This window comes from Streptomyces sp. NPDC029122 (genome assembly GCF_055569445.1).
The window spans coordinates 1-25,990 of the sequence record NZ_JBVHWK010000034.1 but is presented as its reverse complement, the minus strand read 5'-3'; the positions used below and the strand labels follow the sequence as shown (position 1 = coordinate 25,990).

Here is a 25,990-nt window from a genome sequence, read left to right as displayed (position 1 = left end):
CCTACAGGCAGTCCTACAGGTAGTCCTCCAGGCGGCCGATCCTGTACCCCTGGTCCTGTATCCGCTGGAGCATCCGCGCCGTCATCTGGGTCTCCGTCGCGCCCTTGAGCTCCGACGGGCCGCGGAAGTGGGCCAGGATGATGTCACCCGGCTTGAGGGCGGAGCCCTCCGCGTACTGGAAGTCGTTGACCTGCATCGACGCCCGCCACAGGACCACCGTCGGGGCCCCGCACTCGGCGGCGGCCTTGAGGGTGTCGTCGTTGTAGTTCCCGAACGGCGGGCGGAAGAGCGGGGGCCGCTTGCCGAAGCGCTTCTCCAGGCGGTCCTGCTGCCCGCATATCTCCTTCTTCTGCGCCGCGAAGGGGAGGGTGCGGAGGTTCGGGTGCGTCAGGGTGTGGTTGTTCACCGTGCTGCCGGAGCCGTTGTCGCGGAGCTTCTCGAAGTGGCCGTAGTCCGAGGAAGCGACGTTGTCCGTCAGGAACATGCTGATCGGCAGCTTCAGGTCGGTCGCCATCTTGAGGAACTCGGGGTCCTTCTCCGCGCCGTCGTCGAAGGTCAGGAAGACGACCTTCTCCGTCGGCGCGACGGGTATTCGGTCCAGCACGGCAGCCTTGCCCGGGGCGGCCTTGGGGAGCTGGGGCTTCTGGGCGGGCTTGGGGGCGTACTGGACGGGGGCCTTCAGGCCCCACTTCCGGTACGCCTCGTCCCCCGCCGTGCCGGCCGGTGCGGAGCTTGCCGCGGGGGCCGGCGCGGACGGGTGGGCCGAGGGGGAAGCGGTGTCCTGAGCGGTTTTGCGGCCCAGCCGTTCAATGGGATCCACGCTGTTCCCGCATCCCGTCAGGGACAGCGCGAGCGCGCCGGCCGTCAGCGTCCCGGCTACCAACCGGCGCGCGTACCTCACAAGTAGTCCTCCAGGCGTGCCACGGCGTATCCCTTGTCCGTGACGGTCTTCATGACATGACGGATCATGTCAGGCATCGTGCCCTTCCAGTCCTCCCGGCCCCGGAAGTGCGTCAGGATGATGTCACCGGGGTGGAGATCGCGGTCCCATTCGCGGTATTCCATCCGGTTCACGAACGCCTCGGCGTTCCACAGCGGGACCGCCTTGATGCCGCAGGACTTGGCGGCGCGCAGCGTGTCCTGGTTGTAGTTGCCGTACGGCGGGCGGAAGAGCGAGGGCCGCTTGCCGAACTGCTTCTGGATGATGTCCTGCTGGCCGCAGATCTCCTCGCGCTGCTGCTCGTACGAGAGTCCGGGCATGTAGCGGTGGTTGACGGTGTGGTTGTTGAGGGTGACGCCCGCCGCCTGCATCTCCTTGAAGTAGGGGTAGTTCTCGCGCACGAGGTAGTCGCTGAGGAAGGCCGTGTACGGGATCTTCAGCTCGCTCATCATCCTGATGAACTCGGGGTCCTTCTCGGCCCCGTCGTCCACGGTCAGGAAGACGACCTTGTCCTCGGTCGGGATGGTGGTGAAGACCGGGGGCAGTTCGTCCTGGTCCTCGACCTCGAAGCCCTCGCGCGTGGTGATCTCGGGCTTCTCCTTCGGTGCGGCCGGGGCCAGGAGCGGCGTCTTGGCCAGCCGCCACTTCTTGGCCGCGGCGATGCGGGCCTGCTGGGCGGCTTTGAGCTTCTCGGCGGGGTTGGCGAGCGCACCGGCCGCGCCGCCCGCTTCCGTCCCCTGGCCGGGCTCGCCCTTGGCGGGCTTCCCGGACTCCGCGGCGCCGCACCCCGTGCCCAGGGCGGCGACCAGCAGCGCGGCCAGGGCCACCCCGTACCGGCCGCGCGGGCGTCCCACGAGCCGGTGACCATACTGCGAAGTATGTGATGTTTGTCGTACAAGCTGCATAGCAGCGGATCCTTGCACCGCGCGGCGCCGCGCCCCGGACGACACCACGGCCGGACCCGCCCCTTCCACCGGCTGGCCCACAATGAACCGGTGACCCCCGAAGACTTCGCCGCGCTCCTCACCCCCGAGGGCCGCGCCCTCCTGACCTCGCTCCGCGACTACGACCCCGCCCAGGAGCTGGCCGTGGCCACCCGGCTGCGCCGCGAGCACCCCGCCGCGCTGGTGTCGGCCGCGCTGGGGCAGGCCCGGCTGAGGCAGCGGGCGGTGGCGAAGTTCGGGGCCGAGGACGCCTTCCGGATGTACTTCACCCCCGGAGGCGGGGAGATGGCCACCCGCGCGCCGGTGGCCGCGTACCGCGCCGAGCGGCTCGCCGGGCTCGGCGTACGCGGCGTCGCGGACCTGTGCTGCGGGATCGGCGGGGACGCCCTGGCGCTGGCCCGGCGCGGGATCCGGGTGCTGGCCGTGGACCGCGACCCGCTGACGGTGGCCGTCGCGCGGGCCAACGCCGAGGCGCTGGGACTGGCGGACCTGATCGAGGTCCGGGAGGCCGATGTGACGGCCGTGGACGTGTCCTCGTACGACGCCGTCTTCATCGACCCCGCGCGGCGGGGCGGGCGCGGCCGCGTCTTCGACCCGGAGTCGTACTCGCCGCCGCTGTCGTGGGCGGTGGAGACGGCCCGCGCGGCCCGGTTCGCGGCCATCAAGATCGCGCCCGGCATCCCGCACGAGGCGGTTCCGGCGGAGGCCGAGGCCGAGTGGATCTCCGACCACGGGGACGTGAAGGAGGCCGTCCTGTGGTTCGGCACCGCGCCGGGCACGGTACGGGCCACCCTGCTGCCGGGGCCGCGCGGGCTGGAGACCGCCGAACCTCTGCCGGACCCGGAGGCGGGGCCGGTCGGGCGCTGGCTGTACGAGCCCGACGGGGCCGTGATCCGCGCGCACCTCGTCGCGGAGGTGGCCGGGCAGCTGGGCGGGCGGCTCATCGACCCGACCATCGCCTACATCACCGCCGACGAGCTGCGCCGGACGCCGTACGCGACCGCGTACGAGATCACCGACGTGCTGCCGTTCGGGCTGAAGAAGCTCAAGGCGCTGCTGCGCGAGCGGGGGGTCGGGACCCTGACGGTGAAGAAGCGGGGGTCCGCGATCGAGCCGGAGGAGCTGCGCAGGAAGGTCAAGCCGCAGGGCCCGAACTCGGCGACGGTCTTCCTGACGCGGGTGGCGGGGGCCCCCTCAATGCTGATCGGCCACCCGGCTTCCTAGGCTCCTCACACCCCCGCGAGGCGGGATTCCGCCACGCGGAGCCGGGGCCGGTCGCCCGCCGCCGGCGCCGTGGTGCGGGTCCAGCGGGAGTACGCCGCGGCCTTGGCCAGCCCCAGCAGGGCGGTGGTCCACAGGATCATGCCGACGCCCGTGCAGTACGCCACCTCCCCGTACGTGTCCGTGCCCGGCCGCGCCCCGGCCGCCGACGCGAAGGCCAGCCAGAGGCCGAACCCGCCCAGCGCCAGGGAGGCCGCCAGCCACACCGCGCTCCGCGCCGGAGCCCGCAGGCGGGCATCGGCCTCGGGGTCCCGGCCCGCCTGGACCCACGCGCACAACAGCTGCCGCACCTGCCGCTCCCGCCGGGCGCCGCGCGCGCAGCACAGCCCGGCGCGCAGCAGTACGGCGGTCCCGGCCACGGAGCAGACGGCCCCGGCGAGGCAGCCGGCCGGGCCGCCCGCCGCGAAGGCCGTCACGGCCAGCCCGGCGAGGGTCCAGCCCAGCGCGAAGGCCGCCGCGACGCCCCAGAGCGACAGCAGCCGGCCGAGGCCCAGGCTGCGCCGGCTCAGGTCCGCGAGGAAACGCGCGCGGTCGGCCCGTACGACGCCCTCGTCCAGCCACTCGCACAGGTGCGCGGGCGGCGGCGGGGGCGGGAGGTCACGGCTAGGCATGCGCACGACCCTAACGGCGGCCCTTCGAGCTTCGCCGCAGAGTTCCTCGACCGCCGCCCCGACCAGGGCCGCGGCCCGCCGCGGCGGGCGCCTCAGCCCGTACCGGTCGTCTCCACCGACTCGAACCGCCAGCGGTGCACCGCCCGGGTGATCAGGTCCGCGGCCGGCTCGGGCAGCTCGGGCAGCTCCGCCGCCAGGCCCTCGGGGACCTCCCACCAGGTGATGACGAGCACCCGTTCCTGCGGGGCGCGCAGCACTTCGCGGCGCACCGGCTCCCGGGCCAGGACCTGCGCCCGGGCCCACTCCAGGAGCTCGTTGCCCCGGCCGTCGACGGCCCGGGCCTCCCACATCAGGGTGACGGTGCTCATGAGTAGAGGTTGTCCTTGCTGAGCTCGTGCACGTGGTCGTGGTCGTGCGCGTGGCCGTGACCATGGGCGTGACCGTGACCGTGGCCGTCCTCGTGCTCGTGCTCCTGGGAGGACGTGCCCGGCACGTGCGGGTCCGTCACCGGCAGCGAGGAGTCCGCCGACAGGTCCCAGTCGGAGGCCGGCCGGTTGCGCCTGACCATCTCCGCGCCCAGCGCCGCCACCATGGCGCCGTTGTCGGTGCACAGCTTCGGCCGCGGCACGCGCAGGACGATGCCCGCGGCGTCGCAGCGCTCCTGCGCGAGCGAACGCAGCCGAGAGTTGGCCGCCACGCCGCCGCCGATCATCAGGTGGTCCACGCCCTCGTCCTTGCAGGCGCGGATCGCCTTGCGCGTCAGCACGTCCACCACGGCCTCCTGGAAGGACGCCGCCACGTCGCGCACCGGCACCTCCTCGCCCGCGTTGCGCTTGGCCTCGATCCAGCGGGCCACCGCCGTCTTCAGGCCGGAGAAGGAGAAGTCGTACGCCGCGTCGCGCGGCCCCGTCAGACCGCGCGGGAAGTTGATCGCCTTCGGGTCGCCCTCCTTCGCCAGCCGGTCGATGACCGGACCGCCGGGGAAGCCGAGCTGCAGCACGCGCGCGATCTTGTCGAAGGCCTCGCCCGCGGCGTCGTCGATGGTCGCGCCCAGCGGCCGTACGTCGCTGGTGATGTCGGGGGCCAGCAGCAGCGAGGAGTGCCCGCCGGACACCAGCAGCGCCATGGTCGGCTCGGGCAGCGGCCCGTGCTCCAGCTGGTCGACGCAGATGTGGGAGGCGAGGTGGTTGACCCCGTACAGCGGCTTGCCGAGCGCGTACGCGTACGCCTTCGCCGCCGAGACGCCCACCAGCAGCGCCCCAGCGAGGCCCGGGCCGGCCGTGACGGCGATGCCGTCGAGGTCCCGGGCACTGACCCCGGCCTCCTTCAGGGCGCGCTCGATGGTGGGGACCATCGCCTCCAGGTGCGCGCGGGAGGCGACTTCGGGCACGACCCCGCCGAAGCGGGCGTGCTCGTCGACGCTCGACGCGATCGCGTCGGCCAGCAGGGTGGTGCCGCGGACGACGCCGACGCCGGTCTCGTCGCAGGAGGTCTCGATGCCGAGGACGAGCGGTTCGTCAGCCATTGCTCTCACTGCTCTCAGGGTTTTCGGTTCTGGTCTGTGCCGGGTCGGTCAGGCGCATCACGAGCGCGTCGACGTTGCCGGGCTGGTAGTAGCCGCGCCGGAAGCCGATCGGCTCGAAGCCGAACCGCTCGTAGAGACGCTGGGCACGGGTGTTGTCCACCCGTACCTCCAGCAGCACCTCGGCGCATTCGAAGGCGGTCGCGGCGCGCAGCAGCTCGGTGAGCAGCCGGGCGCCGAGGCCCGTGCCCCACTGGTCCTTGGCCGCGGCGATGGTCTGTACGTCGCCCAGGTCGCCCGCGGCGGCCAGTCCGGCGTAGCCGACGACGCGGCCGGTCCCGGGTTCCTCGGCGACGACGTAGCGGCGGTTGGCGTGCGGGCCCCGCGCGTGGGCGAGTTCGGACCAGAACATTCCGGCCGACCAGGCGTCGTCGGGGAACAGCTCGTGTTCCAGCTCCAGCACCGGTTCGATGTCCCACCAGCGCATCTCGCGGAGCACTGCGGTCGGGGCGGTCACTGCGGGGTGACCACCTTGTAGTTCTTGGGCACCTGCGCGTCGGGGCGGCGCAGGTAGAGGGGGGTCGGGGGGAGGAACTCCGCCCCGGCCGCGATGCGCTCGGCGGCCAGGGCGGCCAGCGCCGCGGCCGACTGGTGCTCGGGGCCGCGGGCGTCCGGGAAGACCTCCGGGTACAGCAGGGCGCCCTGGCCGACGGCCGGAAGGCCGGCGACGCGGTCGGCGATGTCGGCCGGGCGGTCGACGGCGGGCTGGCCGACGCGGGTGCGCGGGTCCTCGTAGCGCGCCCAGTAGACCTCCTTGCGCCGCGCGTCGGTGGCGACGGTGAAGGGGCCCTCGATCCCGGCGGCCCCGGCGGCGTACGCGAGCCCGTCGAGGGTGCACAAGCCGTGCACCGGGACGCCGAGGACGGCGGCGAAGGTGGAGGCGGTGACGAGGCCGACGCGGAGCCCGGTGTAGGGGCCGGGGCCGACGCCGACGACGACGCCGGTGACGGCTTCGAGCTTCACCCCGGCTTCGGCGAGGACCTCGTCCACGGCGGGCAGCAGGAGCTCCCCGTGGCGGCGGGCGTCGACCTGGTTCGACTCGGCGAGGACGGACTCCCCGTCGTGCAGGGCGACGGTGACGGCGGGCGTGGCGGTATCTACGGCGAGCAAGAGCACGCGAACAGCCTACGACTCCCCGGCCCCAGGGCCTTGCGGCCGGTCGGGGCGGGGCCCGGCTGCTACCTTTCGACCGGGGACACACCCGGGTCGGCCGGGAGTTCGACGACCCATGGCGCGGAGAGGTGGAGCAAGGTGGCACGCAGCAGCTCGGGAATCGTGGCCGGGCTCACCGCGGCGGCGATCGCAGCGATCGGCTTCCTGGGCTACCAGGCCTCCGCGACCGCGCCCGCGCACCCCGCCAGGACGGGCCCGCAGGCCCCTGCCGCGCCGCAGGGACAGGCCCCCGCGAAGCAGGACCCGGCGAAGCCCGCCGCGGTGCCGGCCGACTCCGGGACGGGGCCGCGGGTCGTGTACTCGGTCTCCCAGAAGCGGGTCTGGCTGGTCACGGAGGACGGCAAGGAGCCGAGGACGTTCGCGGTGGTGCCGAGCACCGTGCACCCGGCGCCCGGCAGTTATGTCGTCGGCTCGCGCGCGGGCGCGGTGACCGGCACGGACGGGGTGCCGATCGAGCACGTCGTGCGGTTCGCCAGCGCGGACGGCATCGCGATCGGCTTCAGCGCCCGGGTGGACGGTTCGATGCCGGAGCCGGACACCACGAAGAAGACCGGCGGCATCCGCATGGCGCGGGCGGACGGTGACGCGGTCTGGGCCTTCGCGACGATCGGCGCGAAGGTCGTCGTCGTCGCCTGACGGCCGCACGCCCCGGCGGGACCCTCGTACGGCGTTCCCCCGGGCGGGACGCCTCACGCGGCGTGACGTGCCCACGCAGCGTGATTCACCCGAAGGTGCGTATCAGGCCGCTTCCGACTCGGGGGCGGCCCGTTCCGGTTCCGCTTCGGGCGCGGGCCCCTCTTCGGGCTCCGCCGCCGCGCGCGCGGGCGGCGTGGACACCGCCGTGGCGGCCACGCCCGCCGCGAGCAGGGCCCGCATGGACACGACGGGCGCTCGCTCTGCTCCTGCTGCCGACATGGCTGCCTCCTGAGACCCGGGAACGCGTACTTAGGTAGACCTAACCAGCGCTGGGTACCATGTCATCACGCGAGCCCACGCCAACGCAATATCTTCCCGACGACTTGTCGGTACGTTGTCGGCCGCGCAGGCCGGAACCACGGCGGTACGGCCGCCGGCGGATCCGCCGGATCACGGCCGGGCCGGGCGGGCCGGCGCCGTTCCACCGGGTTCCGCCCGTTCCGCCGGGTCCCACGAAGTCGCGCGGGGCGCCCGCCTACCGCTCCGACAGGGCCGCCAGCTCCGCGCCGGCCCACCTCGCGCCGACGCCGCGCAGCGCGACCTCGCGTACGTCGTCCAGGACTTCCTCGTGGCCGACCGCCCGCCCGATCACCACGTGCAGCCGGTCGTCGGAGAGATCCTCGACCTTGCCGTCGCCCCACTCCACGACGACCACGGACTCGGGCAGCGAGACGTCCAGGTCCAGGTCCTCCATCTCGTCGAGCCCGCCGCCGAGGCGGTACGCGTCCACGTGCACCAGCGCCGGCCCCTGGCCCAGGGACGGGTGCACGCGGGCGATCACGAAGGTCGGCGAGGTCACGGCCCCGCGCACCCCCAGCCCCTCGCCCAGCCCCCGGGTCAGGGTGGTCTTGCCCGCACCGAGCTCGCCGGTCAGCAGGACCAGGTCGCCGGGGCGGAGCAGGCCGGCGATCCTGCGGCCCAGCTCCTGCATGGAGGCGGGCGAGTCGACGGTGATCAGGGTCTCTGCGGCGGCCTCGGCCAGGGCCTCAGCGGCCGGGCTGCGCGGCGCTTCCCGCGGTACTTCTTCCATGTCCCCCAACGTTAGCCGTTGCGGGGACGGCTCCGGTGCGCGCCAGCAGGCCGGTCAGCAGCCCGGTCACCAGGTCGGGGCGCTCCAGCATCATCAGGTGCCCCGTGTCCTCCAGCACCACCAGCTCGGCGGCCGGCAGCTCCTCCTTGACGGCCACGCTGTGCCCGGCCGGGGTGATCATGTCCCGGTCCCCGGCGACGACGGTGACGGGGATGTCCGCGAACCGCTGGAGGGCTGCGCTCTTGTCGTGGGTCTGGAAGGCCGGGTAGAACTCCGCGACCACGTCGATCGGGGTGGCCTCGATCAGCCGCTCGGCGAAGCGCGCCACACCGGGGTCCACGTCCCGGGAGCCGAACGAGTACATCTTGATCATGCCGGCGAAGAGGTCGGCGGTGGCCCGGCGCCCCTTCTCCACCAGCTCGACCTGGGAGCCGAGCGCCTTCAGCACCCCGGGCAGGATGCGGCGCACCGCCCCCAGTCCGACGGAGGGCAGTCCGTACGTCACCTCGTCGAGCCGGCCGCTGGAGGTGCCGATCAGGGCCACCCCGCGGACGCGGTCGCGCACCAGCTCGGGGAACTGTTCGGCGAGGGCCATGACGGTCATGCCGCCCATGGAGTGGCCGACGAGGACGAGCGGGCCCTCGGGCGCGGCGGCGTCGATGACGGCCTTCAGGTCGCGGCCGAGCTGGTCGATGGTCACCGGTTCGCCGTCGGCCTGGGCCAGGCCGCGGGCGCTGCGGCCGTGGCTGCGCTGGTCCCAGTAGACGGAGCGGACGACTCCGCGCAGGGCGGCGCGCTGGAAGTGCCAGGAGTCCTGGGAGAGGCAGTAGCCGTGGCAGAAGACGACGGTGGTGCCGGCCGCCGGATCCTTGGGCCGCAGCCGGCGTTTCGTACCCTCCTCGGGCAGCTCGTCGGTCTCGTAGTAGAGCTCGGTGCCGTCCTCGGCGCGGCACGCGCCCTCGGTCCCGCGCAGCGAGCCGAAGTCGCCGGCGGCGTCGAGGGCGAGGCGCGCCTTCATGCGGATGCCGCGCCCCACGGTGATCCGTTCGACCGCGACACCGGCCGCGGCACCGGCCGCCAGCACACCGATGGCGGCGCCAGCCCAGCCGGCCCTGCGCCAGTTCTCGCTCACGACGTCGCCGTCCTCACTCAGCACTCGCACGCGCCACTCGGCCCCTGACGGCCTTGTCAGCCGCCGAGGTACACCCGGGGAACCCGGCTTCCGATACGGGTGACGATCTCATACGCGATCGTGTGTGCCGCTTGAGCCCAGTCCTCGGCGGTCGGTTCGCCGCGCCCGGCGTCCCCGAGGAGGACGACCTCGTCGCCGGCCCGGGCGAGGTCCTCGCCGAGGTCCACGACGAACTGGTCCATGGCGATCCGTCCGGCGGCCCGCCGGACCTTGCCGCCCACGAGCACCGGGCCGCGGCCGGAGGCGCTCCGGGGAAGGCCGTCGGCATAGCCGGCGGGGACGAGCGCAAGGTGCGTCTCGGCCCCGGTGACGTAGTGGTGGCCGTAGCTGACGCCGTGTCCGGCGGGAACGGTCTTGACCAGCGCGAGGGAGGCCTTGAGGGTCATGGCGGGGCGCAGCCCGAGCTGGGCGGGGGTGCCGAGCTCGGGCGACGGGGACACGCCGTAGACGGCGAGCCCGGTGCGCACGAGGTCGAAGTGGCTCTCGGGGAGGGTCAGCGTCGCGGGCGAGTTGGCGATGTGCCGGACCTCGGGGTCGACGCCCTCCTTCTCCGCGTAGGCCAGCATGTCGCGGAACGCGTCGAGCTGGAGCGCGATGGAGGGGTGGCCGGGCTCGTCGGCGCAGGCGAAGTGGGACCAGACGCCGGTGACCTGGACGGTGCCCTCGGCCTGGGCGGCGACGGCCGCGCCGACCAGCTCGGCCCAGTCGGCGGGCTGGCAGCCGTTGCGGCCGAGGCCGGTGTCGGCCTTGAGCTGGACGCGGGCGGTACGGCCGGCCGCGCGGGCGGCGGCCCGGACCTCGTCCAGGGCCCACATCCCGCTGACGGACACGTCGATACCGGCCTCGACGGCCTCCCGCCAGGGCCCGCCGGGGGTCCAGAGCCAGCACATGACGCGGCCCTCGATGCCGGCGGCGCGCAGGGCGAGCGCCTCCTCGGGGGTGGCGGTGCCGAGCCACGTGGCACCGGCCTCCTGGGCCGCACGGGCGCACTGGACGGCACCGTGCCCGTAGGCGTTCGCCTTGACGACGGCCATCAGCTCGGCCCGGGGTGCCCGCGCGCGCAGGGCGCGTACGTTCTCCCGTACTGCGTCAAGATCGATCTCGGCGTACACGCGCATCGGTGTCTCGTTCATCGCCCACAGTGTCTCAGAACCCTCCCCCGGCCTCCGCTCTGCCCGCCGCCCGCCGCCACGGCGGGCCCCGCCGGTGCAGTGGCTCGGAGGGCGGGGCCCTTGGGGAGGGGCGGGGCCGGCGACCGGGCGCGACGGCCGGGCGCGGCCGGGGGTCCGGCTGGTACGGACAGGGTCCGGCCCACGGCCGGGCGTGCCCGCGGTCCGCCCCGGACACGCGGGGGGTCCGGCCCGGTGTCCGCACCGTAGGACCGGCCCGGTGTCCACCCCGCACGACCGGGTCAGGTCGTGGACGGCCCGTACGGCCGGGTCAGGACCCTACCGACCGCCACGCGGCCGGCAGGGCCGCGGCCACCTCCTGGGCCACCACCGGCGCGCCGTCCGCCGCGGTCCGTCCCGCGAGGCCGTGCAGGTACGCGGCCACCGACCCGGCGTCCATCCCGTCCAGGCCCCCGGCCAGCAGCGCCCCCGCCAGCCCGGACAGGACGTCCCCGCTCCCGGCGGTCGCCAGCCAGGGCGTACCCGTCGGGTTGGCCCGTACCGCCCCGCCGGAGGCCACCAGCGTCGTCGACCCCTTCAGCAGCGCCGCCGCCCCGTACCGCCCGGCCAGCTCCCGCACGGCGGCCAGCCGCCCCGCCTCCACCGCGTCCCGCGCCACCCCCAGCAGCGCCGCCGCCTCCCCCGCGTGCGGGGTCAGCAGGGTCGCCGCCCGGCGTGCGCGCACCACCGCCGGGTCCAGCCCGCGCAGCCCGTCCGCGTCGACCAGCACGGGCACGTCCCGGTCCGCCAGCGCCCGTTCGGCCTCGGCGGCCCGCCCGGACCCCAGCCCGGGACCGACCACCCAGGCCTGCACCCGCCCCCGCCCCACCAGTACCTCCGGGTAGCGCGCCAGCACGGCGTCCGCGGCCGGTCCGACGTACCGCACCGCGCCCGCACCGCCCCGCAGCGCCCCGGCCACGGCGAGCACGGCCGCGCCCGGGTACTCCTCCGACCCGGCGACGACCCCGACCACGCCCCGCCGGTACTTGTCGCTCGACGCCGTCGGCACCGGGAGCAGCCGGGCCACGTCGGCGTGCTGGAGCGCCTCCAGCTCCGCCGGGGACGGCAGTTCCAGCCCGATGGGGACGAGCCGCACCGCGCCCGCCCGCGAGGCCCCGGGGTCGATGAGCAGCCCCGGCTTGTACGCGCCGAAGGTCACCGTCACGTCGGCCGACACCGCCGGGCCCGCGACCTCCCCGGTGTCGGCGTCCACGCCGCTCGGCAGGTCCACGGCGACCACGAGCGCCCCCGTCGGGATCCGCTCCACCAGCGCCGCGGCGGCCGGCCGCAGCCCGCCCCGGCCGCCGATGCCGACGAGCCCGTCCAGTACGAGGTCCGCCCGCGCGGGCACCGACTCCGCGACCCGCCCCCCGGCGGCCCGCAGCGCGGCCAGCCCGCCCGGGTGGATCCGCGCCGGGTCCATCGGCACCGCAGTCACCCCGGCGCCGCGACGGGCCAGCCGGGCGCCCGCGTACAGCGCGTCGCCGCCGTTGTCCCCGGGGCCGGCCAGCAGCACCACCCGGGCGCCGTAGACCCGGCCGCGGCGCCGCGCCAGCAACTCCGCGCACACGGCGGCCAGTCCGGCCGCCGCCCGGGACATCAGGGCGCCTTCCGGCAGCCGCGCCATCAGCTCGCGCTCGGCGGCCCGTACGGTCTCCACGCTGTAAGCAGTACGCATGACCCCAGCCTGCCGCACGGCGGGCGCGGACCCCCGGCGGTCACCGCCCGCGGCGCGGGCGCGCCCCCCAGCGGTGCCCCCCCCCCGTCAGCCCTCGGCGATCACCACGGCCGACGCGATGCCGGCGTCGTGGCTCAGCGAGATGTGCCAGGACTTGACGCCGAGCGCCAGAGCCCGCGCCTCGACCGTGCCGGAGACCCGCAGCCGGGGCTGCCCGGTGTCCTCCACGTACACCTCGGCGTCGGTCCACAGCAGCCCGGCGGGCGCCCCCAGGGCCTTGGCCAGGGCTTCCTTGGCCGCGAACCGGGCGGCGAGCGAGGCGATTCCGCGCCGCTCGCCGCTCGGCAGCGTCAACTCGGAGTCGAGGAAGAGACGCCGGGCCATCTGCGGCGTCCGCTCCAGCGCCGCGCCGAACCGCTCGATCTCGGCAACGTCAATCCCCACACCGACAATCACAGGAACAACCCGCCCACTCTTCGCTCACTCCACCGTCACGGACTTTGCGAGGTTACGCGGCTGGTCCACCTCGTTCCCGCGCGCCGTCGCCAGCTCGCACGCGAACACCTGGAGCGGCACCGCCGCCACCAGCGGCTGGAGCAGCGTCGGGGTCGCCGGGATGCGGATCAGGTGGTCGGCGTACGGGACCACGGCCTCGTCGCCCTCCTCCGCGATCACGATGGTCCGCGCCCCGCGCGCCCGGATCTCCTGGATGTTCGAGACGATCTTGTCGTGCAGGACCGAGCGCCCGCGCGGCGACGGCACGACGACCACCACCGGCAGGTCCTTCTCGATCAGCGCGATCGGCCCATGCTTGAGCTCGCCCGCCGCGAAGCCCTCGGCGTGCATGTACGCCAGCTCCTTCAGCTTGAGCGCGCCCTCCAGCGCCACCGGGTAGCCGACGTGCCGGCCCAGGAAGAGCACGGTGTTCTTGTCGGCGAGGGAGCGCGCCAGGGCCCGTACCGGCTCCATGGTCTCCAGTACGGTGTCCACCGCCGCGGCGATGTCCGACAGCTCCCGGATCACCGCCCGGATCTCGTCGCCCCACTTCGTGCCCCGCACCTGCCCGAGGTAGAGCGCGACGAGGTAGCAGGCGACCAGCTGCGTCAGGAACGCCTTCGTGGAGGCGACGGCCACCTCCGGACCGGCGTGCGTGTACAGCACGGCGTCCGACTCGCGGGGGATGGTCGAGCCGTTCGTATTGCAGACGGCCAGCACCTTGGCACCCTGCTCGCGCGCGTGGCGCAGCGCCATCAGGGTGTCCATGGTCTCGCCGGACTGCGAGATCGCGATCACCAGCGTCCGCTGGTCCAGGATCGGGTCGCGGTAGCGGAACTCGCTGGCCAGCTCCGTCTCGCACGGGATGCGGGTCCAGTGCTCGATGGCCAGCTTCGCGATCATGCCCGCGTGGTAGGCCGTACCGCAGGCCACGATCACGACCTTGTCGACCTCCCGGAGCACCGAGGCGGGGATGCGCACCTCGTCCAGGGTCAGCAGGCCGCTGGCGTCGATCCTGCCCAGGAGGGTGTCGGCGACGGCCTTCGGCTGCTCGGCGATCTCCTTGAGCATGAAGTAGTCATAGCCCCCCTTCTCGGCCGCCGAGGCGTCCCAGTCCACGTGGTACGCCCGCACGGTCGCGGGCGCACCGTCGAAGCCGGTCACCGTGACCCCGTCGCGGCGGAGTTCGACGACCTGGTCCTGCCCCAGCTCGATCGCGGCGCGGGTGTGGGCGATGAACGCGGCCACGTCCGAGGCGAGGAAGTTCTCACCCTCTCCAACGCCCACCACCAGAGGGGAGTTCCGGCGCGCGCCGACCACCACGTCCGGCTCGTCGGCGTGCACGGCGACCAGGGTGAACGCGCCCTCCAGCCGCCGGCACACCCGCCGCATCGCCTCCGCGAGGCCGCCGCCCCCGGTGCCGCCGGCCGCCTCGAAGTACTCGGCCAGCAGGTGCGCCACCACCTCGGTGTCCGTCTCGGACTCCAGCCGGTGCCCGCGCCCGGCGAGTTCGGCGCGCAGCTCGGCGAAGTTCTCGATGATGCCGTTGTGCACGACCGCCACCCGGCCGGAGTTGTCCAGGTGGGGGTGGGCGTTGACGTCGGTGGGCCCGCCGTGGGTCGCCCACCGGGTGTGCCCCAGGCCCGTGCGGCCGGCCGGCAGCGGCCGACTCACCAGCTCCTTCTCCAGGTTGACCAGCTTTCCGGCCTTCTTGACGTTGGCGAGCGCCCCGTCGGCGAGCACGGCGACTCCGGCCGAGTCGTAGCCGCGGTACTCGAGCCGCTTCAGTCCGGCGATGACCACATCGAGCGCAGACTGCGCCCCTACGTAACCCACAATTCCGCACATAGGCGGCAGCGTACGCCGTGGCCACCCGTCTGCCCCGTACCCGAACAGGACGAAAACCCCGCCCCGGCGAATCCACCGGAGCGGGGTTGACGACGTTTTCGAAGCGGCCGTTCGACGGTCCGGGCCGGCGGCCCGAAGGCCGTCGCCCCACCGGCCTCAGCCGAGCTTGCGCAGCTGTGCCTCGACCACCGGAGCCGCGAGTTCGGCCGCCCCCGAGGAGCGTCCGGCCACGAAGTTCACGAGCGTGCCGCCCTTGCGCACCACCATCAGCTCGGTGGCGTAGTGCTCGCCGTCCCGCTCGGCCTCCACCGTGTACGCGACCGCCTCGTCACCGCCGTGCGCGGCGTGCGGGACGACCCGGGTCACCTTGACGGTCTCCCCGTTCGCCGTCGCGGAGTAGCCCGCACGGCACGCCTCGCCCGCGGCGCGCACCTCGGCGAAGTGCCCGCCGGCGGTGTTCCCCGCGTACGAACCGAGGGTCACCACCGTCACGGTCGAGCTGGCCGCGTCCTGGGCGGCGGCCCGCTTCTGCCGCTCCGTGGCTTCCTGCGGCAGCGGCGCCGGCACGGCCACCACCGACGCCCTGGCCCAGCCGGTCCGCCCGGTCGGCAGGAAACCGGTGGCCGCGTACGCCAGCTCCCGGCACTCGGGCCGGTCCACGCTCACCAGGGCGCTGTCCGCGCCCTCGGGGCTGACCCTGTGGTCCGCCAGGTCCCCCTGCGCCACGATCAGCCGGGCCGGCAGCTGCCGCGCCCTCCCCTTCGCGGCGTGGTCGGCCGCCCCGGAGCGCGACTCCTCCGCCGCCGGCACGATCTCCACCACCATGGCGGGCCGGGCGGTCCCGCATCCCGTGGCCAGTAGGGCCAGCGTCAGCCCCGAGAGGGCCGAGGCGCCCAGTGCGGCCGCGCGCCGCGCGCGGGCCGCTCTCATCCGAGCTTCTTGGCCTGCGCCTCCACGACCGCCTTCGGCTGGGCGGCCTCACCGGTCAGGTTCAGTGCGTAGAAGGTGGCCAGGGTGTCGCCCTTGCGCACGACCACGAACTGCATCGTGGCCTTGTCGCCGTCCTTCAGGTCCATCACGGTGCTGTAGGCGAGGGACTCGTCGCCTGCGGTGACCGCCGGGGAGGACCCGACCTTCTCGATCCTGGTGGATTCGGCGCCGTCCTTGACCGTGTAGCCGCCCGCGCAGGCCGTGGTCGCGGCCTTCAGCGCGCCGAGGGCCTCCTCGGCGCCCTTGCCGTCGTAGGAGGCGAGGCCGACCGAGGTACGGGTCACGCTCAGGCCGTCCTTGAGCGCGTCGAGCTTGTCCTCCACCGTCGCGCCCTCGCCCGGCTTCTTCGCCTTCTCCCTGGCGGCGACGGTCGCCGTGCCGGCGGGCTTGCCCAGCGGCACGAAGGACTGGAGCTGGACCAGCGGCTTGCACTCGGCCTTGTCGGGGACGGCGCTCTGCCCGCCCCCGGCCTTCGCGGCCGCGTCCGCCTCGACCGCGTACTCGGGCAGGTCTGCCTGGGTGACGAGCAGCGGGGCCAGCTCGGCGGCCGACTTCCCCTTGGCCCCCGCCGGGGCGGACGCGGACGGCTGCGGGTCCACCCCGCCGGCCTTCGCACCGGAGTCACCGGAGCCGCAGGCCGTGGCCAGCAGGCTGAGGGACAGTGCCGAAGCGGTCAGGACGGCACGACGGACGACAGTGGTACGCACGAACGATCTCCCCCATGGAACAGAAGCCGTCAGGGCGCAGGTCGGCGCCGCGGCGACGAACAATGTACGGCTCGCCATCGATCACGCGAACGGGTTTTCGGATCACGGGCGGAATCGTGATCCGCACGAGACCGGGCGGGCCCCCTATCGAGACGTACTCGTGTTTAACCCCGCCGCGAGCCCGCCCCGCCCGCCACCGCCCCGCCCCGATCACCCGGCGTTCCCGCCCGCCATCCGCCACGTGACCGACCCCACCACCCACGAGCGCCCCCGAGCCCCGACAATGGCGGTGTGATCACCTCGCCGACGCGTTGTACGCCGGACCGCGCAACGGAGCGCCCCGGTCCCCGCCGGGCACAGGACGCCTCTCCGTACGTCGACCTCACGCGGGCCGAGTGGAGCGCCCTGCGCGAGCGGACCCCGCTGCCGCTGACCGCGGAGGAGGTGGAACGGCTGCGGGGCCTGGGCGACGTCATCGACCTCGACGAGGTGCGGGACGTGTACCTGCCGCTCTCCCGCCTGCTCAACCTGTACGTCGGCGCCACCAGCAACCTCCGCGGCACCCTGAACACCTTCCTCGGCGACGCCGGCAACGGCCACGGCGCCCAGCAGGGCACCCCCTTCGTCATAGGCGTCGCCGGCTCCGTCGCCGTCGGCAAGTCCACCGTGGCGCGCCTGCTCCAGGCGCTCCTGGCCCGCTGGCCCGAGCACCCCCGCGTCGAGCTGGTCACCACGGACGGCTTCCTGTACCCGATGAAGGAGCTCCAGCGCCGCGGCCTGACCTCCCGCAAGGGCTTCCCCGAGTCCTACGACCGCCGGGCGCTGACCCGCTTCGTCGCCGACATCAAGGCGGGCAAGGACGAGGTCAGGGCGCCGGTCTACTCCCACCTGATCTACGACATCGTGCCGGGCGAGCAGCTCGTCGTGCGCCGCCCGGACATCCTCATCGTCGAGGGGCTCAACGTCCTGCAGCCCGCCCTGCCCGGCAAGGACGGCCGCACCCGCGTCGGCCTCGCCGACTACTTCGACTTCAGCGTGTACGTGGACGCGCGCCCCGAGGACATCGAGCGCTGGTACCTCAACCGGTTCCGCAAGCTGCGCGAGACGGCGTTCCAGAACCCGTTCTCCTACTTCCGCAAGTACACCCAGGTCTCCGAGGAGGAGGCCCTGGAGTACGCGCAGACGATGTGGCGGACCATCAACAAGCCCAACCTGCTGGAGAACGTGGCCCCCACCCGCGGCCGCGCCACCCTCGTCGTGCGCAAGGGCCCCGACCACAAGGTGCAAAAGCTGAGCCTGCGCAAGCTGTAGCACTAGGGTGCGGCCATGCTGCATCTGAGGATGATCACTCCGCACCACCTGACCGAGCAGGTGGTGAAACTGGTCGAGCAGACGGTCGGCACCACGCATCTGGCCGTACTGAAGGGCGCCGCCCGCGATCCCGAGGGCGACCTGGTGCTGTGCGACGTGGCGCGCGAGTCGGCCGACGAGCTGCTCCGGGAAATGCGCTCCCTCGGCGTCGACCGGACCGGGTCCATCGCCGTCGAGAACATCGACCTCTCCCTCTCCCGGCGCGCCGACGAGGCGGAGGAGGAAGCTCCGGGCGAGGGGGCCGACGCGGTGATCTGGGAGCAGCTCTCCGAGTCCACCCATGAGGAATCGACCCTCACGATCACCTACAGCGCCTTCCTGATCCTCGCCACGATGATCGCCGCCTGCGGTGTGGTCCTGGACAACGCGATCCTGATCGTCGGCGCGATGGCCGTCGGCCCCGAGTTCGGGCCGCTCGCCGGGATCTGCACGGGCCTGGTGCGGCGCGACCCGAAGGCCGCGTCGCGCTCGCTGGTCGCACTGCTGGTCGGCTTCGCCTTCGCGATCGCCGCGACGACCCTGTTCAGCCTGGCCATGAACGCGCTCGGACTGTTCCACCCGGGGATACTCGACAGGCCGCGGCCCAACACCAGCTTCATCTGGCAGCCCGACCCGTTCTCCCTCGTCGTGGCGGTGCTCGCCGGCGTGGCCGGGATGCTGTCGCTGACGTCGGCGAAATCGGGGGCGCTGGTGGGCGTGGCGATCTCGGTGACCACGGTTCCGGCCGCCGCGAACGCGGCCGTGGCGCTCGGCTACGGGGAGTTCGCCCAGATGTGGGGCTCGGCGGAGCAGCTGCTGCTCAACCTGCTCGGCATCATCGTCTCCGGCTCGCTGACGCTGCTGGCGTGGAAACTGCTGTGGCGCACCCAGCACGCGCGGAGGATCCGCCGGCCGGGTGCGCCACGGGGCGCCGCGAAGGCTTAGCCCAGCGCCGACTTCACCGCGTCGGCGAGGCGCCCGGCGACCGTGCGGGCCTGCTCGATGTCGGCGGCCTCCACCATCACCCGTACGAGCGGCTCCGTACCGGAGGGGCGCAGCAGCACCCGGCCGGTGGAGCCCAGCTCGCGCTCGGCGTCGGCGACGGCCGCGGCCAGCTCGCCCGAGGTGGCGACCCGGGACTTGTCCACGTCCGGGACGTTGATCAGGATCTGCGGCAGCCGCCGCATGACCCCGGCCAGGTCGGCCAGCGTGCGCCCGGTGGCCGTGACGCGCGCGGCCAGCATCAGGCCGGTCAGCGTGCCGTCGCCGGTCGTCGCGTGGTCGAGGATGATCACGTGGCCGGACTGCTCGCCGCCCAGCGCGTAGCCGTGCTCCTTCATGGACTCCAGCACGTACCGGTCGCCGACGCCGGTCTGCACGACCTGGATGCCCTCGGCCTCCATGGCGAGCTTGAAGCCCAGGTTGGACATGACGGTGCCGACCACGGTGTTCCCGCGCAGCTGCCCGGCCTCGCGCATGGCCAGCGCCAGCACCGCGAGGATCTGGTCGCCGTCGACCTCGGCGCCGGTGCCGTCGACCGCGAGGCAGCGGTCCGCGTCGCCGTCGTGCGCGATGCCGAAGTCCGCGCCGTGCTCGACCACGGCCTGCTTCAGCAGGTCCAGGTGGGTGGAGCCGCAGCCGTCGTTGATGTTCAGGCCGTCGGGCTCGGCGCCGATCGTGACGACCTCCGCACCGGCCCGGGTGAAGGCCTCGGGCGAGACGTACGCGGCCGCGCCGTGGGCCTCGTCCAGGACGACCTTGAGGCCGTCGAGACGGTTGGGGAGGACCGCGATGAGGTGGGCGACGTACTTGTCGAAGCCCTCGTCGTAGTCGGAGACGCGGCCGACGCCGGAGCCGGTGGGGCGCTGCCAGGGCGCGCCCGTGCGGTGCTCCTGGTACAGGGACTCGATGCGGTCCTCGAGGTCGTCGGCGAGCTTGTGGCCGCCGCGCGCGAAGAACTTGATGCCGTTGTCGGGCATGGCGTTGTGGCTCGCGGAGAGCATCACGCCGAGGTCGGCGCCCAGCGCACCGGTGAGATACGCCACCGCCGGGGTGGGCAGCACACCGACGCGCAGGACGTCCACGCCGGCGCTGGCGAGGCCCGCGACGACCGCGGCCTCCAGGAACTCGCCCGACGCGCGGGGGTCGCGGCCGACCACCGCCGTGGGCCGGTGCCCCTCGAAGGTTCCGGCCTCGGCCAGTACGTGCGCGGCCGCCACGGAGAGGCCGAGCGCGAGCTCGGCCGTCAGATCCGCGTTGGCGACGCCTCGTACACCGTCCGTCCCGAAGAGTCGTCCCACTGTTGTCCTCCCGAGTTCACGCTTCGCTTGTGACCGCTAGTGACAGGTATGTGCCGCTTATGGCGGTAAACGAACCGCCCCGGCAGCACGGAGAGTGCTGCCGGGGCGGTTTCGTTGCAGAACAGCAGGCGAAGATTAACGCTTGCTGTACTGCGGAGCCTTACGGGCCTTCTTCAGACCGGCCTTCTTGCGCTCGACCGCACGGTCGTCGCGGGAAAGGAAGCCAGCCTTCTTGAGCGCCGGGCGGTTGTTGTCCACGTCCGCCTCGTTCAGCGCGCGGGCCACGCCGAGGCGCAGGGCGCCGGCCTGACCGGAGACGCCGCCACCCGCGATGCGGGCGATGACGTCGTAGCGGCCGTCAAGCTCGAGGAGCTTGAAGGGCTCGTTGACTTCCTGCTGGTGCACCTTGTTGGGGAAGTAGTCCTCAAGGGTGCGACCGTTGATCTTCCACTTGCCGGTGCCCGGAACGATCCGGACGCGGGCGATGGCGTTCTTGCGACGGCCCAGGCCGGCGGCCGGCTGGGGGTCACCGAAGCGACCGGCAAGCGACTCGGAGGTGTAGTCGCCCTCGACGACGACGTCCGACTCGGTGGTGTACTCCTCGACGCCCTCGAACTCGTCGACGGGGGTCTCGGCGGTGGTCTCGGCCACGATGCTCCTCAGAATTCTCTACGTCTTAGGGGGTGGCCGGAACTACTGCGCGACCTGGGTGATCTCGAACGGCACCGGCTGCTGGGCAGCGTGCGGGTGCTGGTCGCCCGAGTAGACCTTCAGCTTCGAGAGCATCTGACGGCCCAGGGTGTTCTTGGGGAGCATGCCCTTGACGGCCTTCTCGACGGCCTTCTCCGGGTTGTTCGCCAGGAGGTCGTCGTAACGCACCGCACGCAGACCGCCCGGGAAACCGGAGTGGCGGTACGCCATCTTCTGCGAGGCCTTGTTGCCGGACAGGTGAACCTTGTCGGCGTTGATGATGATGACGAAGTCGCCCATGTCCATGTGGGGGGCGTAAGTCGGCTTGTGCTTGCCCTTGAGGAGGGCAGCGGCCTGGGTCGCCAGACGGCCGAGGACGACGTCCTGGGCGTCAATGACGAGCCACTGGCGCGAGATGTCGCCGGGCTTGGGGCTGAACGTACGCACGCGTATGCCTTCGCTTCTTCAGTGGTGGGTCATCCCATAGGGCGCGAGCCCTGCGGGAAGGGTCCTGACAGGGTCACCACGGACGATCACGACAGCCCTCGTTCACATCAGGGACGCAACCCGTGTGAACCGCTGGTCATCGGCCCGGTGGACCGGCGTAAGGCCCTCACGTGAGAATGAGCAAGCCAATACGCATAACAAACCAGCAGAGTACCCAAGAGGACCCGTACGGGTCAAAACGCGGTCCGCGATGCCGATGCTGCTGGCGTCGCGGCGCACTCCGGTTCGGTCCTGGGTGGGGACCCCGCAGTTGTTACGGGTTCCAGAGTAACCCGACTGGAGCGCCGCGCACGACGCGCCAGCAGAATCGCGAGCCCGCACAGGGTGGCGCAGTCCTTGAAGGCGCGCCTCTTGTGGGCCAGCTCCGAGGGCCACGGCACCAGGACCATCTGCGGGGTCAGCGCCAGCCAGAACCAGGGCGAACGCGGCATCGAACCCTCCCGCGCACCCGTCGCCAGCAGCAGCGGGAGCACCACCAGGAGGTAGTGGTCGAAGGACGGCCGGGACACCAGGAATGCGGCGAGCATCACCATGCACGCCGTCTCCGCGAGCCTCAGCTCGCCGCCCTCGCCCTCCGCGTCCGGCCGCCGCCACCGCGTCCGCGCCGCCCACAGCCCCACCAGTGCCGCGGCGCCCGCCAGCGCCACCGCCACCGGCCCGGGCACCCCCAGCCGCGGCAGCACCGCGACCGGCGAGGCGTCCCACGGCAGCGCGTAGGAGTCCTGCCCCTGGAACAGGAAGGGCAGGGTCTTGGTGAAGAACAGCGTCGGGCTCGGCATCAGCAGCGCCCCCGCCAGCGACATCCCCACCGGCACCAGCACCGCCACGGCCAGCCCCCGCCACTGCCGGGCCAGGACGAAGAGCAGCCCGAGCGGCACCAGCATCGGCTTGCAGGCGATCGCCAGCCCGACCACCAGCCCCGCCGCGGCCCACCGCCGCCGGTGCGCCAGCAGCAGGGCCAGCGGCAGGGCGGCCGCCGAGACCGCCGTCCAGTTCCCGAGCATCACGAGGTTCGCGTACGGCTTGTACACCACCGCCAGCAGCGCGAGGCCGCCCACCGCCATCCGCGAGCGCAGCGGCACCGAGAGCAGCCGCAGCGAGGCCCACCACCCGGCGGCCAGCAGCCCCGTCATCCCGGCCGGCAACAGCCACCGCAGCACCGCGCGCGGCACCATCGCCTCCGGCACCGCCATGATCACGGCGCTCGGCAGGTACAGGAACCGCTTGTCCTCGTAGGGGGAGACCCCCGCCAGCAGCGCGTCGGCGGCCTTGACGACGAAGGCGTTGTCCGAGCCCCACTTCGGGTGCAGCCCCGCGGAGACGGCGACCACCAGCAGGATCCCGGCGGAGACCACCCGCCACGGCCGCGGGGCCGGCCCGAGCAGCCAGGCGGTCACCCGGCCCGCCGCGGACGGGCGGTCCCCTCGCATGAGCCAGATGCCAGGCCGCAGCCCCACAGCAGTCCTCCTCGCCCCGCCGAGGAGGACCTCGCCCTCAGCGTTTGCGCTCGACCCTACGTTCGTCCCACACCGGCTCCTGAGTCTCGCGCACCACACCGTCGGAACCGAAGACCAGGTAGCGGTCAAACGTCCGGGCGAACCACCGGTCGTGCGTCACGCACAGCACCGTCCCCTCGTACGACTCCAGGCCGTCCTGCAGGGCCTCCGCCGACTCCAGGTCGAGGTTGTCCGTCGGCTCGTCCAGCAGCAGCGCCGTGGTCCCGGCCAGCTCCAGCAGCAGGATCTGGAAACGCGCCTGCTGGCCGCCCGAGAGCTTCTCGAACTTCTGCTCGCCCTGGCGCTCCAGCTCGTAGCGGCGCAGGACGGCCATGGCGGCCCCGAGCGGCTTGGCGGCCTCCGTCCACAGGATGTCGACGAGCGTGCGCCCGAACAGCTCCGGATGGGCGTGCGTCTGCGCGAAATGGCCGGGAAGCACCCGTGCGCCCAGCTTCCAGGCACCTGTGTGCTTGACGTCCTCGCCGGCCAGCAGCCGCAGGAAGTGCGACTTCCCGGAGCCGTTCGAGCCGAGCACCGCGACCCGCTCCCCGTAGAACACCTCCAGCGAGAACGGCTTCATCAGGCCGGTCAGCTCCAGGTTCTCCACGGTCAGCGCGCGCACCCCCGTCCGGCCGCCCTTGAGCCGCATCCGGATCTCCTGCTCGCGCGGCGGCTCCGGCGGCGGACCGGCCTCCTCGAACTTCTGGAAGCGGGTCTGCATGGCCCGGTACCGCGAGGCCATGTCCGGGCTGCTCGCGGCCTGGTTGCGCAGCCGCAGCACCAGGGCCTTCAGCCGGGCGTGCTCCTCGTCCCAGCGGCGCTTGAGCTCCTCGAAGCGGGCGAAGCGCTCCTTGCGGGCCTGGTGGTAGGTGTCGAAGCCCGCGCCGTGCACCCAGACGTCCGTGCCCGTCGGGCTCGGCTCCAGGCTGATGATCTTCTCGGCGGCCCGCGACAGCAGCTCCCGGTCGTGCGACACGAAGAGCACCGTCTTGCGGGTGGCCTTCAGCTGCTCCTCCAGCCACCGCTTCCCGGGGACGTCGAGGTAGTTGTCCGGCTCGTCGAGCAGCAGGACCTCGTCCGGGCCGCGCAGCAGCGCCTCCAGGACCAGCCGCTTCTGCTCACCGCCCGACAGCGTGCGCACCTCGCGGTACTGGGCCCGGTCGAACGGGATGTCCAGCGCGGCCGTGGTGCAGACGTCCCACAGCGTCTCCGCCTCGTAGCCCCGCACGTCGGCCCAGTCGCTGAGCGCCTGCGCGTACGCCATCTGCGCGGCCTCGTCGTCCACCGTCAGGATGAGGTGCTCGGCGTGGTCCACGGCCTTCGCGGCGTCCCGGATCCGCGGCTGCGCCACCGAGACCAGCAGGTCCCGTACGGTCGTCTCGTCCCGGACCGAGCCCACGAACTGGGACATCACCCCCAGGCCGCCGCTGATGGTGACCCCGCCGCCGTGCGGCTGGAGCTCGCCGGAGATCAGCTTCAGCAGGGTGGTCTTGCCGGCGCCGTTCGCCCCCACCAGGGCCACCACCGACCCCTCCCCCACGCGGAAGGAGACGTCGGGGAGCAGGACCCGCCCGTCGGGAAGGTAGTACTCCAGGTGGCTGGCTTCGAGATGTCCCATGCCGGGCATTGTCCCGGCCGGGCGGCGATCCGCCCAAACGGATTAGCAGCAGCCCTTGCCGGGAAGCGTGCGCAGGTTCCGCGCCTCCTTGCTGCGGGCGGCCAGCAGCTCGTCGGCCGGGTAGCCGACCTCCTCCAGGGTGAGCCCGTGCGGCTTGACCACGTGCACCGAGGAATCCCGTACGGCGGCGGCCAGCACCTGCCCGGGCCACTCGACCGGCCGGTGCCCGTCGCCCACGTGCAGGAGCGCCCCGACCAGCGACCGGACCATGTTGTGGCAGAACGCGTCCGCCCGGACGGTGGCCGTGACGATGCCGTCCTCGGCCCGCTCCCAGCTGAGCTCCTGGAGGGTGCGGATGGTCGTGGCGCCCTCGCGCTTCTTGCAGTACGCGGCGAAGTCGTGCTCGCCCACCAGCGCGGCGGCGGCCGCGTTCATGGCGTCCACGTCCAGCGGCCACTGGTGCCACAGCACGTGCCCGCGGCGCAGCGGGTCCACGCCGGCCGGGTGGTCGCCGACGCGGTAGGCGTAGCGGCGCCAGACGGCCGAGAAGCGCGCGTTGAAGCCCTGGGGGGCCTCGGCGGCCCTCCACACCCGTACGTCGTGCGGCAGCCGGCCCGCGAGGCGGCGCAGCAGCTTGTCGTGGTGCTCGGCCCACACCTCCTCGGCCAGGTCGAACTGGGCCACCTGCCCGCGTGCGTGCACCCCGGCGTCGGTACGCCCGGCCACGGTCAGCTCGACCGGCTCCTTGAGCCGCATCACGGTCTGCAGGGCGCTCTCCAGCTCCCCCTGCACGGTCCGCAGCGTGCGCTGCTTCGCCCAGCCGGAGAAGTCCCTGCCGTCGTACGACAGGTCCAGCCGTACCCGGACGCGCCCGGGCTCCACCTCGTCACTCACGTGACAGATCCTCTCAGACGTGCGGAAATGCAGAACGGGCCCGCCCCGGAAGGGGGCGGGCCCGTTCAGAGCCGATCAAGCGGGCTCGATCCCGGGAGGGATCAGGCCTCCTTGGTCTCCTCGGCCGCGGGAGCCTCGGCAGCCTCGGCCTCCTTCACGGCACGCTTGGTGGCGGCCTCGGCCTCACCGGTGGCCTGCTGGGCCACGGTCAGGGCCTCGACCAGCTCGATCACGGCCATCGGGGCGTTGTCGCCACGACGGTTGCCGATCTTGGTGATGCGCGTGTAACCACCGGGGCGGTTCTCGTAGCGCGGGGCGATCTCGGTGAACAGCGTGTGCACGATGCTCTTGTCCGTGATCGTCTGCAGCACCAGGCGACGGTTGTGGATGTCGCCCTTCTTGGCCTTGGTGACCAGACGCTCGGCGTAGGGACGCAGGCGACGGGCCTTGGCCTCGGTGGTGGTGATGCGGCCGTGCTCGAAGAGCGCCTTCGCGAGGTTCGCGAGGAGGTGCTTCTCGTGCGCGGCGGAGCCGCCCAGGCGGGCACCCTTTGCGGGACGCGGCATTGTTACTCCTTCAAATCTGCACCGGCCGTGTCAGGTACCGGAGTCAGTTCCCTCAAGCGGTCGCGAGAGGGGGGTGGGGGGGGGGGGGGGGACCCCCCCCCCCCCCCCCCCCCCCCCCCCCCCCCCCCCCCCCCCCCCCCGCGGGCGGCCGGCGACGCCACGGACGGGGGCGCAGGATGGGCAACGGGTGGACGGTACCCGGCTACACCGAGGTCCGGGAGCTCGGCGCGGGC

The 25,990-nt window shown here is 73.2% G+C and carries 27 protein-coding genes; 4 read left to right on the top strand and 23 right to left on the bottom strand.

All coding sequences use genetic code 11. The features are described from left to right. Window positions 1–13: 13 nt before the first annotated feature. Together ACZ4WZ_RS29770 and ACZ4WZ_RS29765 are read right to left on the bottom strand one after the other, a co-directional pair. A complete protein-coding gene (locus tag ACZ4WZ_RS29770) occupies window positions 14–883 on the bottom strand; it encodes a polysaccharide deacetylase family protein (protein ID WP_467895408.1) in 870 nt (289 codons plus the stop codon). A 14-nt stretch (window positions 884–897) separates the two neighbouring features. Further along, window positions 898–1,845 carry a polysaccharide deacetylase family protein gene (locus tag ACZ4WZ_RS29765; RefSeq protein ID WP_467895296.1) on the bottom strand — a complete coding sequence of 316 codons (948 nt, stop codon included), beginning with the start codon at window positions 1,843–1,845 and terminating at the stop codon, window positions 898–900. Between the two features lie 90 nt (window positions 1,846–1,935). Here ACZ4WZ_RS29765 and ACZ4WZ_RS29760 point away from each other — a divergent pair, with 90 nt between their 5' ends. After that, on the top strand, window positions 1,936–3,108 hold the full coding sequence (locus ACZ4WZ_RS29760) for a class I SAM-dependent methyltransferase (RefSeq protein WP_467895293.1): 1,173 nt from the start codon (window positions 1,936–1,938) through the stop codon (window positions 3,106–3,108). Window positions 3,109–3,113: 5 nt separating this feature from the next. On the opposite strand, the gene ACZ4WZ_RS29755 is transcribed toward ACZ4WZ_RS29760, so the two are convergent. The 5 genes from ACZ4WZ_RS29755 to tsaB form a co-directional block, all read right to left on the bottom strand. Then, complete coding sequence (locus ACZ4WZ_RS29755; RefSeq protein WP_467895290.1) at window positions 3,114–3,776, bottom strand: hypothetical protein; 663 nt, start codon at window positions 3,774–3,776, stop codon at window positions 3,114–3,116. Window positions 3,777–3,868: 92 nt separating this feature from the next. After that, window positions 3,869–4,144 (bottom strand): hypothetical protein, encoded by a 276-nt coding sequence (locus tag ACZ4WZ_RS29750; protein WP_467895287.1) that lies wholly within the window; start codon window positions 4,142–4,144, stop codon window positions 3,869–3,871. Next, the gene (tsaD, locus tag ACZ4WZ_RS29745) at window positions 4,141–5,301 is read right to left on the bottom strand and encodes a tRNA (adenosine(37)-N6)-threonylcarbamoyltransferase complex transferase subunit TsaD (RefSeq protein ID WP_467895284.1); all 1,161 of its coding nucleotides are present in this window, start codon (window positions 5,299–5,301) and stop codon (window positions 4,141–4,143) included. The genes ACZ4WZ_RS29750 and tsaD overlap by 4 nt, the downstream gene beginning before the upstream one ends. Continuing rightward, the gene (gene rimI, locus ACZ4WZ_RS29740; RefSeq protein WP_467895281.1) at window positions 5,294–5,815 is read right to left on the bottom strand and encodes a ribosomal protein S18-alanine N-acetyltransferase; all 522 of its coding nucleotides are present in this window, start codon (window positions 5,813–5,815) and stop codon (window positions 5,294–5,296) included. The genes tsaD and rimI overlap by 8 nt, the downstream gene beginning before the upstream one ends. Beyond that, a complete protein-coding gene (tsaB, locus tag ACZ4WZ_RS29735; RefSeq protein WP_467895279.1) occupies window positions 5,812–6,474 on the bottom strand; it encodes a tRNA (adenosine(37)-N6)-threonylcarbamoyltransferase complex dimerization subunit type 1 TsaB in 663 nt (220 codons plus the stop codon). The genes rimI and tsaB overlap by 4 nt, the downstream gene beginning before the upstream one ends. Before the next feature lie 135 nt (window positions 6,475–6,609). Between tsaB and ACZ4WZ_RS29730 the strand changes: the two genes are divergently transcribed. After that, complete coding sequence (locus tag ACZ4WZ_RS29730) at window positions 6,610–7,167, top strand: L,D-transpeptidase (protein WP_467895276.1); 558 nt, start codon at window positions 6,610–6,612, stop codon at window positions 7,165–7,167. 102 nt (window positions 7,168–7,269) lie between these two features. Here ACZ4WZ_RS29730 and ACZ4WZ_RS29725 read toward each other — a convergent pair whose 3' ends face one another. The 9 genes from ACZ4WZ_RS29725 to ACZ4WZ_RS29685 form a co-directional block, all read right to left on the bottom strand. Next, a complete protein-coding gene (locus ACZ4WZ_RS29725; RefSeq protein ID WP_467895273.1) occupies window positions 7,270–7,446 on the bottom strand; it encodes a hypothetical protein in 177 nt (58 codons plus the stop codon). A gap of 256 nt (window positions 7,447–7,702) precedes the next feature. Beyond that, window positions 7,703–8,257 carry a tRNA (adenosine(37)-N6)-threonylcarbamoyltransferase complex ATPase subunit type 1 TsaE gene (gene tsaE, locus ACZ4WZ_RS29720; RefSeq protein ID WP_467895270.1) on the bottom strand — a complete coding sequence of 185 codons (555 nt, stop codon included), beginning with the start codon at window positions 8,255–8,257 and terminating at the stop codon, window positions 7,703–7,705. Beyond that, on the bottom strand, window positions 8,214–9,419 hold the full coding sequence (locus tag ACZ4WZ_RS29715; protein ID WP_467895267.1) for an alpha/beta fold hydrolase: 1,206 nt from the start codon (window positions 9,417–9,419) through the stop codon (window positions 8,214–8,216). Before ACZ4WZ_RS29715 ends, tsaE begins: the two co-directional genes overlap by 44 nt. A gap of 26 nt (window positions 9,420–9,445) precedes the next feature. Continuing rightward, window positions 9,446–10,582, bottom strand: a complete 1,137-nt coding sequence (gene alr / locus ACZ4WZ_RS29710) for an alanine racemase (RefSeq protein ID WP_467895264.1) — start codon at window positions 10,580–10,582, stop codon at window positions 9,446–9,448. A 307-nt stretch (window positions 10,583–10,889) separates the two neighbouring features. After that, window positions 10,890–12,296 (bottom strand): NAD(P)H-hydrate dehydratase, encoded by a 1,407-nt coding sequence (locus ACZ4WZ_RS29705; protein ID WP_467895262.1) that lies wholly within the window; start codon window positions 12,294–12,296, stop codon window positions 10,890–10,892. An 87-nt stretch (window positions 12,297–12,383) separates the two neighbouring features. Continuing rightward, window positions 12,384–12,752, bottom strand: coding sequence for a holo-ACP synthase (locus ACZ4WZ_RS29700; protein WP_467895259.1), 369 nt, complete (start codon window positions 12,750–12,752; stop codon window positions 12,384–12,386). Window positions 12,753–12,776: 24 nt separating this feature from the next. Further along, window positions 12,777–14,639, bottom strand: coding sequence for a glutamine--fructose-6-phosphate transaminase (isomerizing) (gene glmS, locus ACZ4WZ_RS29695; RefSeq protein WP_467895257.1), 1,863 nt, complete (start codon window positions 14,637–14,639; stop codon window positions 12,777–12,779). A gap of 156 nt (window positions 14,640–14,795) precedes the next feature. Continuing rightward, a complete protein-coding gene (locus ACZ4WZ_RS29690; protein ID WP_467895254.1) occupies window positions 14,796–15,569 on the bottom strand; it encodes a hypothetical protein in 774 nt (257 codons plus the stop codon). Continuing rightward, on the bottom strand, window positions 15,566–16,336 hold the full coding sequence (locus tag ACZ4WZ_RS29685; RefSeq protein WP_467895252.1) for a hypothetical protein: 771 nt from the start codon (window positions 16,334–16,336) through the stop codon (window positions 15,566–15,568). Before ACZ4WZ_RS29685 ends, ACZ4WZ_RS29690 begins: the two co-directional genes overlap by 4 nt. A gap of 291 nt (window positions 16,337–16,627) precedes the next feature. Here ACZ4WZ_RS29685 and coaA point away from each other — a divergent pair, with 291 nt between their 5' ends. Together coaA and ACZ4WZ_RS29675 are read left to right on the top strand one after the other, a co-directional pair. Next, window positions 16,628–17,647 carry a type I pantothenate kinase gene (gene coaA, locus ACZ4WZ_RS29680; RefSeq protein ID WP_467895249.1) on the top strand — a complete coding sequence of 340 codons (1,020 nt, stop codon included), beginning with the start codon at window positions 16,628–16,630 and terminating at the stop codon, window positions 17,645–17,647. Window positions 17,648–17,662: 15 nt separating this feature from the next. Beyond that, window positions 17,663–18,631: a DUF389 domain-containing protein gene (locus ACZ4WZ_RS29675; protein WP_467895246.1), complete on the top strand. Its 969-nt coding sequence runs from the start codon at window positions 17,663–17,665 to the stop codon at window positions 18,629–18,631. On the opposite strand, the gene glmM is transcribed toward ACZ4WZ_RS29675, so the two are convergent. The 7 genes from glmM to rplQ form a co-directional block, all read right to left on the bottom strand. Next, window positions 18,628–19,986, bottom strand: a complete 1,359-nt coding sequence (gene glmM, locus ACZ4WZ_RS29670; protein ID WP_467895243.1) for a phosphoglucosamine mutase — start codon at window positions 19,984–19,986, stop codon at window positions 18,628–18,630. The genes ACZ4WZ_RS29675 and glmM overlap by 4 nt on opposite strands. A 135-nt stretch (window positions 19,987–20,121) precedes the next feature. Continuing rightward, window positions 20,122–20,637, bottom strand: a complete 516-nt coding sequence (rpsI, locus tag ACZ4WZ_RS29665) for a 30S ribosomal protein S9 (protein WP_361913690.1) — start codon at window positions 20,635–20,637, stop codon at window positions 20,122–20,124. A gap of 42 nt (window positions 20,638–20,679) precedes the next feature. After that, window positions 20,680–21,123: a 50S ribosomal protein L13 gene (gene rplM / locus ACZ4WZ_RS29660; protein WP_388934808.1), complete on the bottom strand. Its 444-nt coding sequence runs from the start codon at window positions 21,121–21,123 to the stop codon at window positions 20,680–20,682. A gap of 233 nt (window positions 21,124–21,356) precedes the next feature. Next, window positions 21,357–22,613, bottom strand: coding sequence for a glycosyltransferase family 87 protein (locus tag ACZ4WZ_RS29655; RefSeq protein WP_467895239.1), 1,257 nt, complete (start codon window positions 22,611–22,613; stop codon window positions 21,357–21,359). A gap of 64 nt (window positions 22,614–22,677) precedes the next feature. Then, complete coding sequence (locus ACZ4WZ_RS29650) at window positions 22,678–24,306, bottom strand: ABC-F family ATP-binding cassette domain-containing protein (RefSeq protein WP_467895236.1); 1,629 nt, start codon at window positions 24,304–24,306, stop codon at window positions 22,678–22,680. Window positions 24,307–24,339: 33 nt separating this feature from the next. Further along, window positions 24,340–25,191, bottom strand: a complete 852-nt coding sequence (gene truA, locus ACZ4WZ_RS29645) for a tRNA pseudouridine(38-40) synthase TruA (protein ID WP_467895233.1) — start codon at window positions 25,189–25,191, stop codon at window positions 24,340–24,342. Window positions 25,192–25,292: 101 nt separating this feature from the next. Continuing rightward, entirely contained in the window at window positions 25,293–25,757 is a 465-nt protein-coding gene (rplQ, locus tag ACZ4WZ_RS29640) for a 50S ribosomal protein L17 (protein ID WP_215023458.1), read from the bottom strand. Window positions 25,758–25,990 lie beyond the last annotated feature (233 nt).

Coding starts and splice junctions, on each gene's coding strand:
- ACZ4WZ_RS29765 (WP_467895296.1), bottom strand. CDS start 1,845: ATGCAGCTTGTACGACAAACATCACATACTTCGCAGTATGGTCACCGG.
- ACZ4WZ_RS29750 (WP_467895287.1), bottom strand. CDS start 4,144: ATGAGCACCGTCACCCTGATGTGGGAGGCCCGGGCCGTCGACGGCCGG.
- ACZ4WZ_RS29655 (WP_467895239.1), bottom strand. CDS start 22,613: ATGCGAGGGGACCGCCCGTCCGCGGCGGGCCGGGTGACCGCCTGGCTG.
- tsaE (WP_467895270.1), bottom strand. CDS start 8,257: ATGGAAGAAGTACCGCGGGAAGCGCCGCGCAGCCCGGCCGCTGAGGCC.
- ACZ4WZ_RS29755 (WP_467895290.1), bottom strand. CDS start 3,776: ATGCCTAGCCGTGACCTCCCGCCCCCGCCGCCGCCCGCGCACCTGTGC.
- glmS (WP_467895257.1), bottom strand. CDS start 14,639: ATGTGCGGAATTGTGGGTTACGTAGGGGCGCAGTCTGCGCTCGATGTG.
- rplQ (WP_215023458.1), bottom strand. CDS start 25,757: ATGCCGCGTCCCGCAAAGGGTGCCCGCCTGGGCGGCTCCGCCGCGCAC.
- ACZ4WZ_RS29650 (WP_467895236.1), bottom strand. CDS start 24,306: ATGCCCGGCATGGGACATCTCGAAGCCAGCCACCTGGAGTACTACCTT.
- ACZ4WZ_RS29725 (WP_467895273.1), bottom strand. CDS start 7,446: ATGTCGGCAGCAGGAGCAGAGCGAGCGCCCGTCGTGTCCATGCGGGCC.
- ACZ4WZ_RS29690 (WP_467895254.1), bottom strand. CDS start 15,569: ATGAGAGCGGCCCGCGCGCGGCGCGCGGCCGCACTGGGCGCCTCGGCC.
- tsaD (WP_467895284.1), bottom strand. CDS start 5,301: ATGGCTGACGAACCGCTCGTCCTCGGCATCGAGACCTCCTGCGACGAG.
- ACZ4WZ_RS29705 (WP_467895262.1), bottom strand. CDS start 12,296: ATGCGTACTGCTTACAGCGTGGAGACCGTACGGGCCGCCGAGCGCGAG.
- ACZ4WZ_RS29675 (WP_467895246.1), top strand. CDS start 17,663: ATGCTGCATCTGAGGATGATCACTCCGCACCACCTGACCGAGCAGGTG.
- alr (WP_467895264.1), bottom strand. CDS start 10,582: ATGAACGAGACACCGATGCGCGTGTACGCCGAGATCGATCTTGACGCA.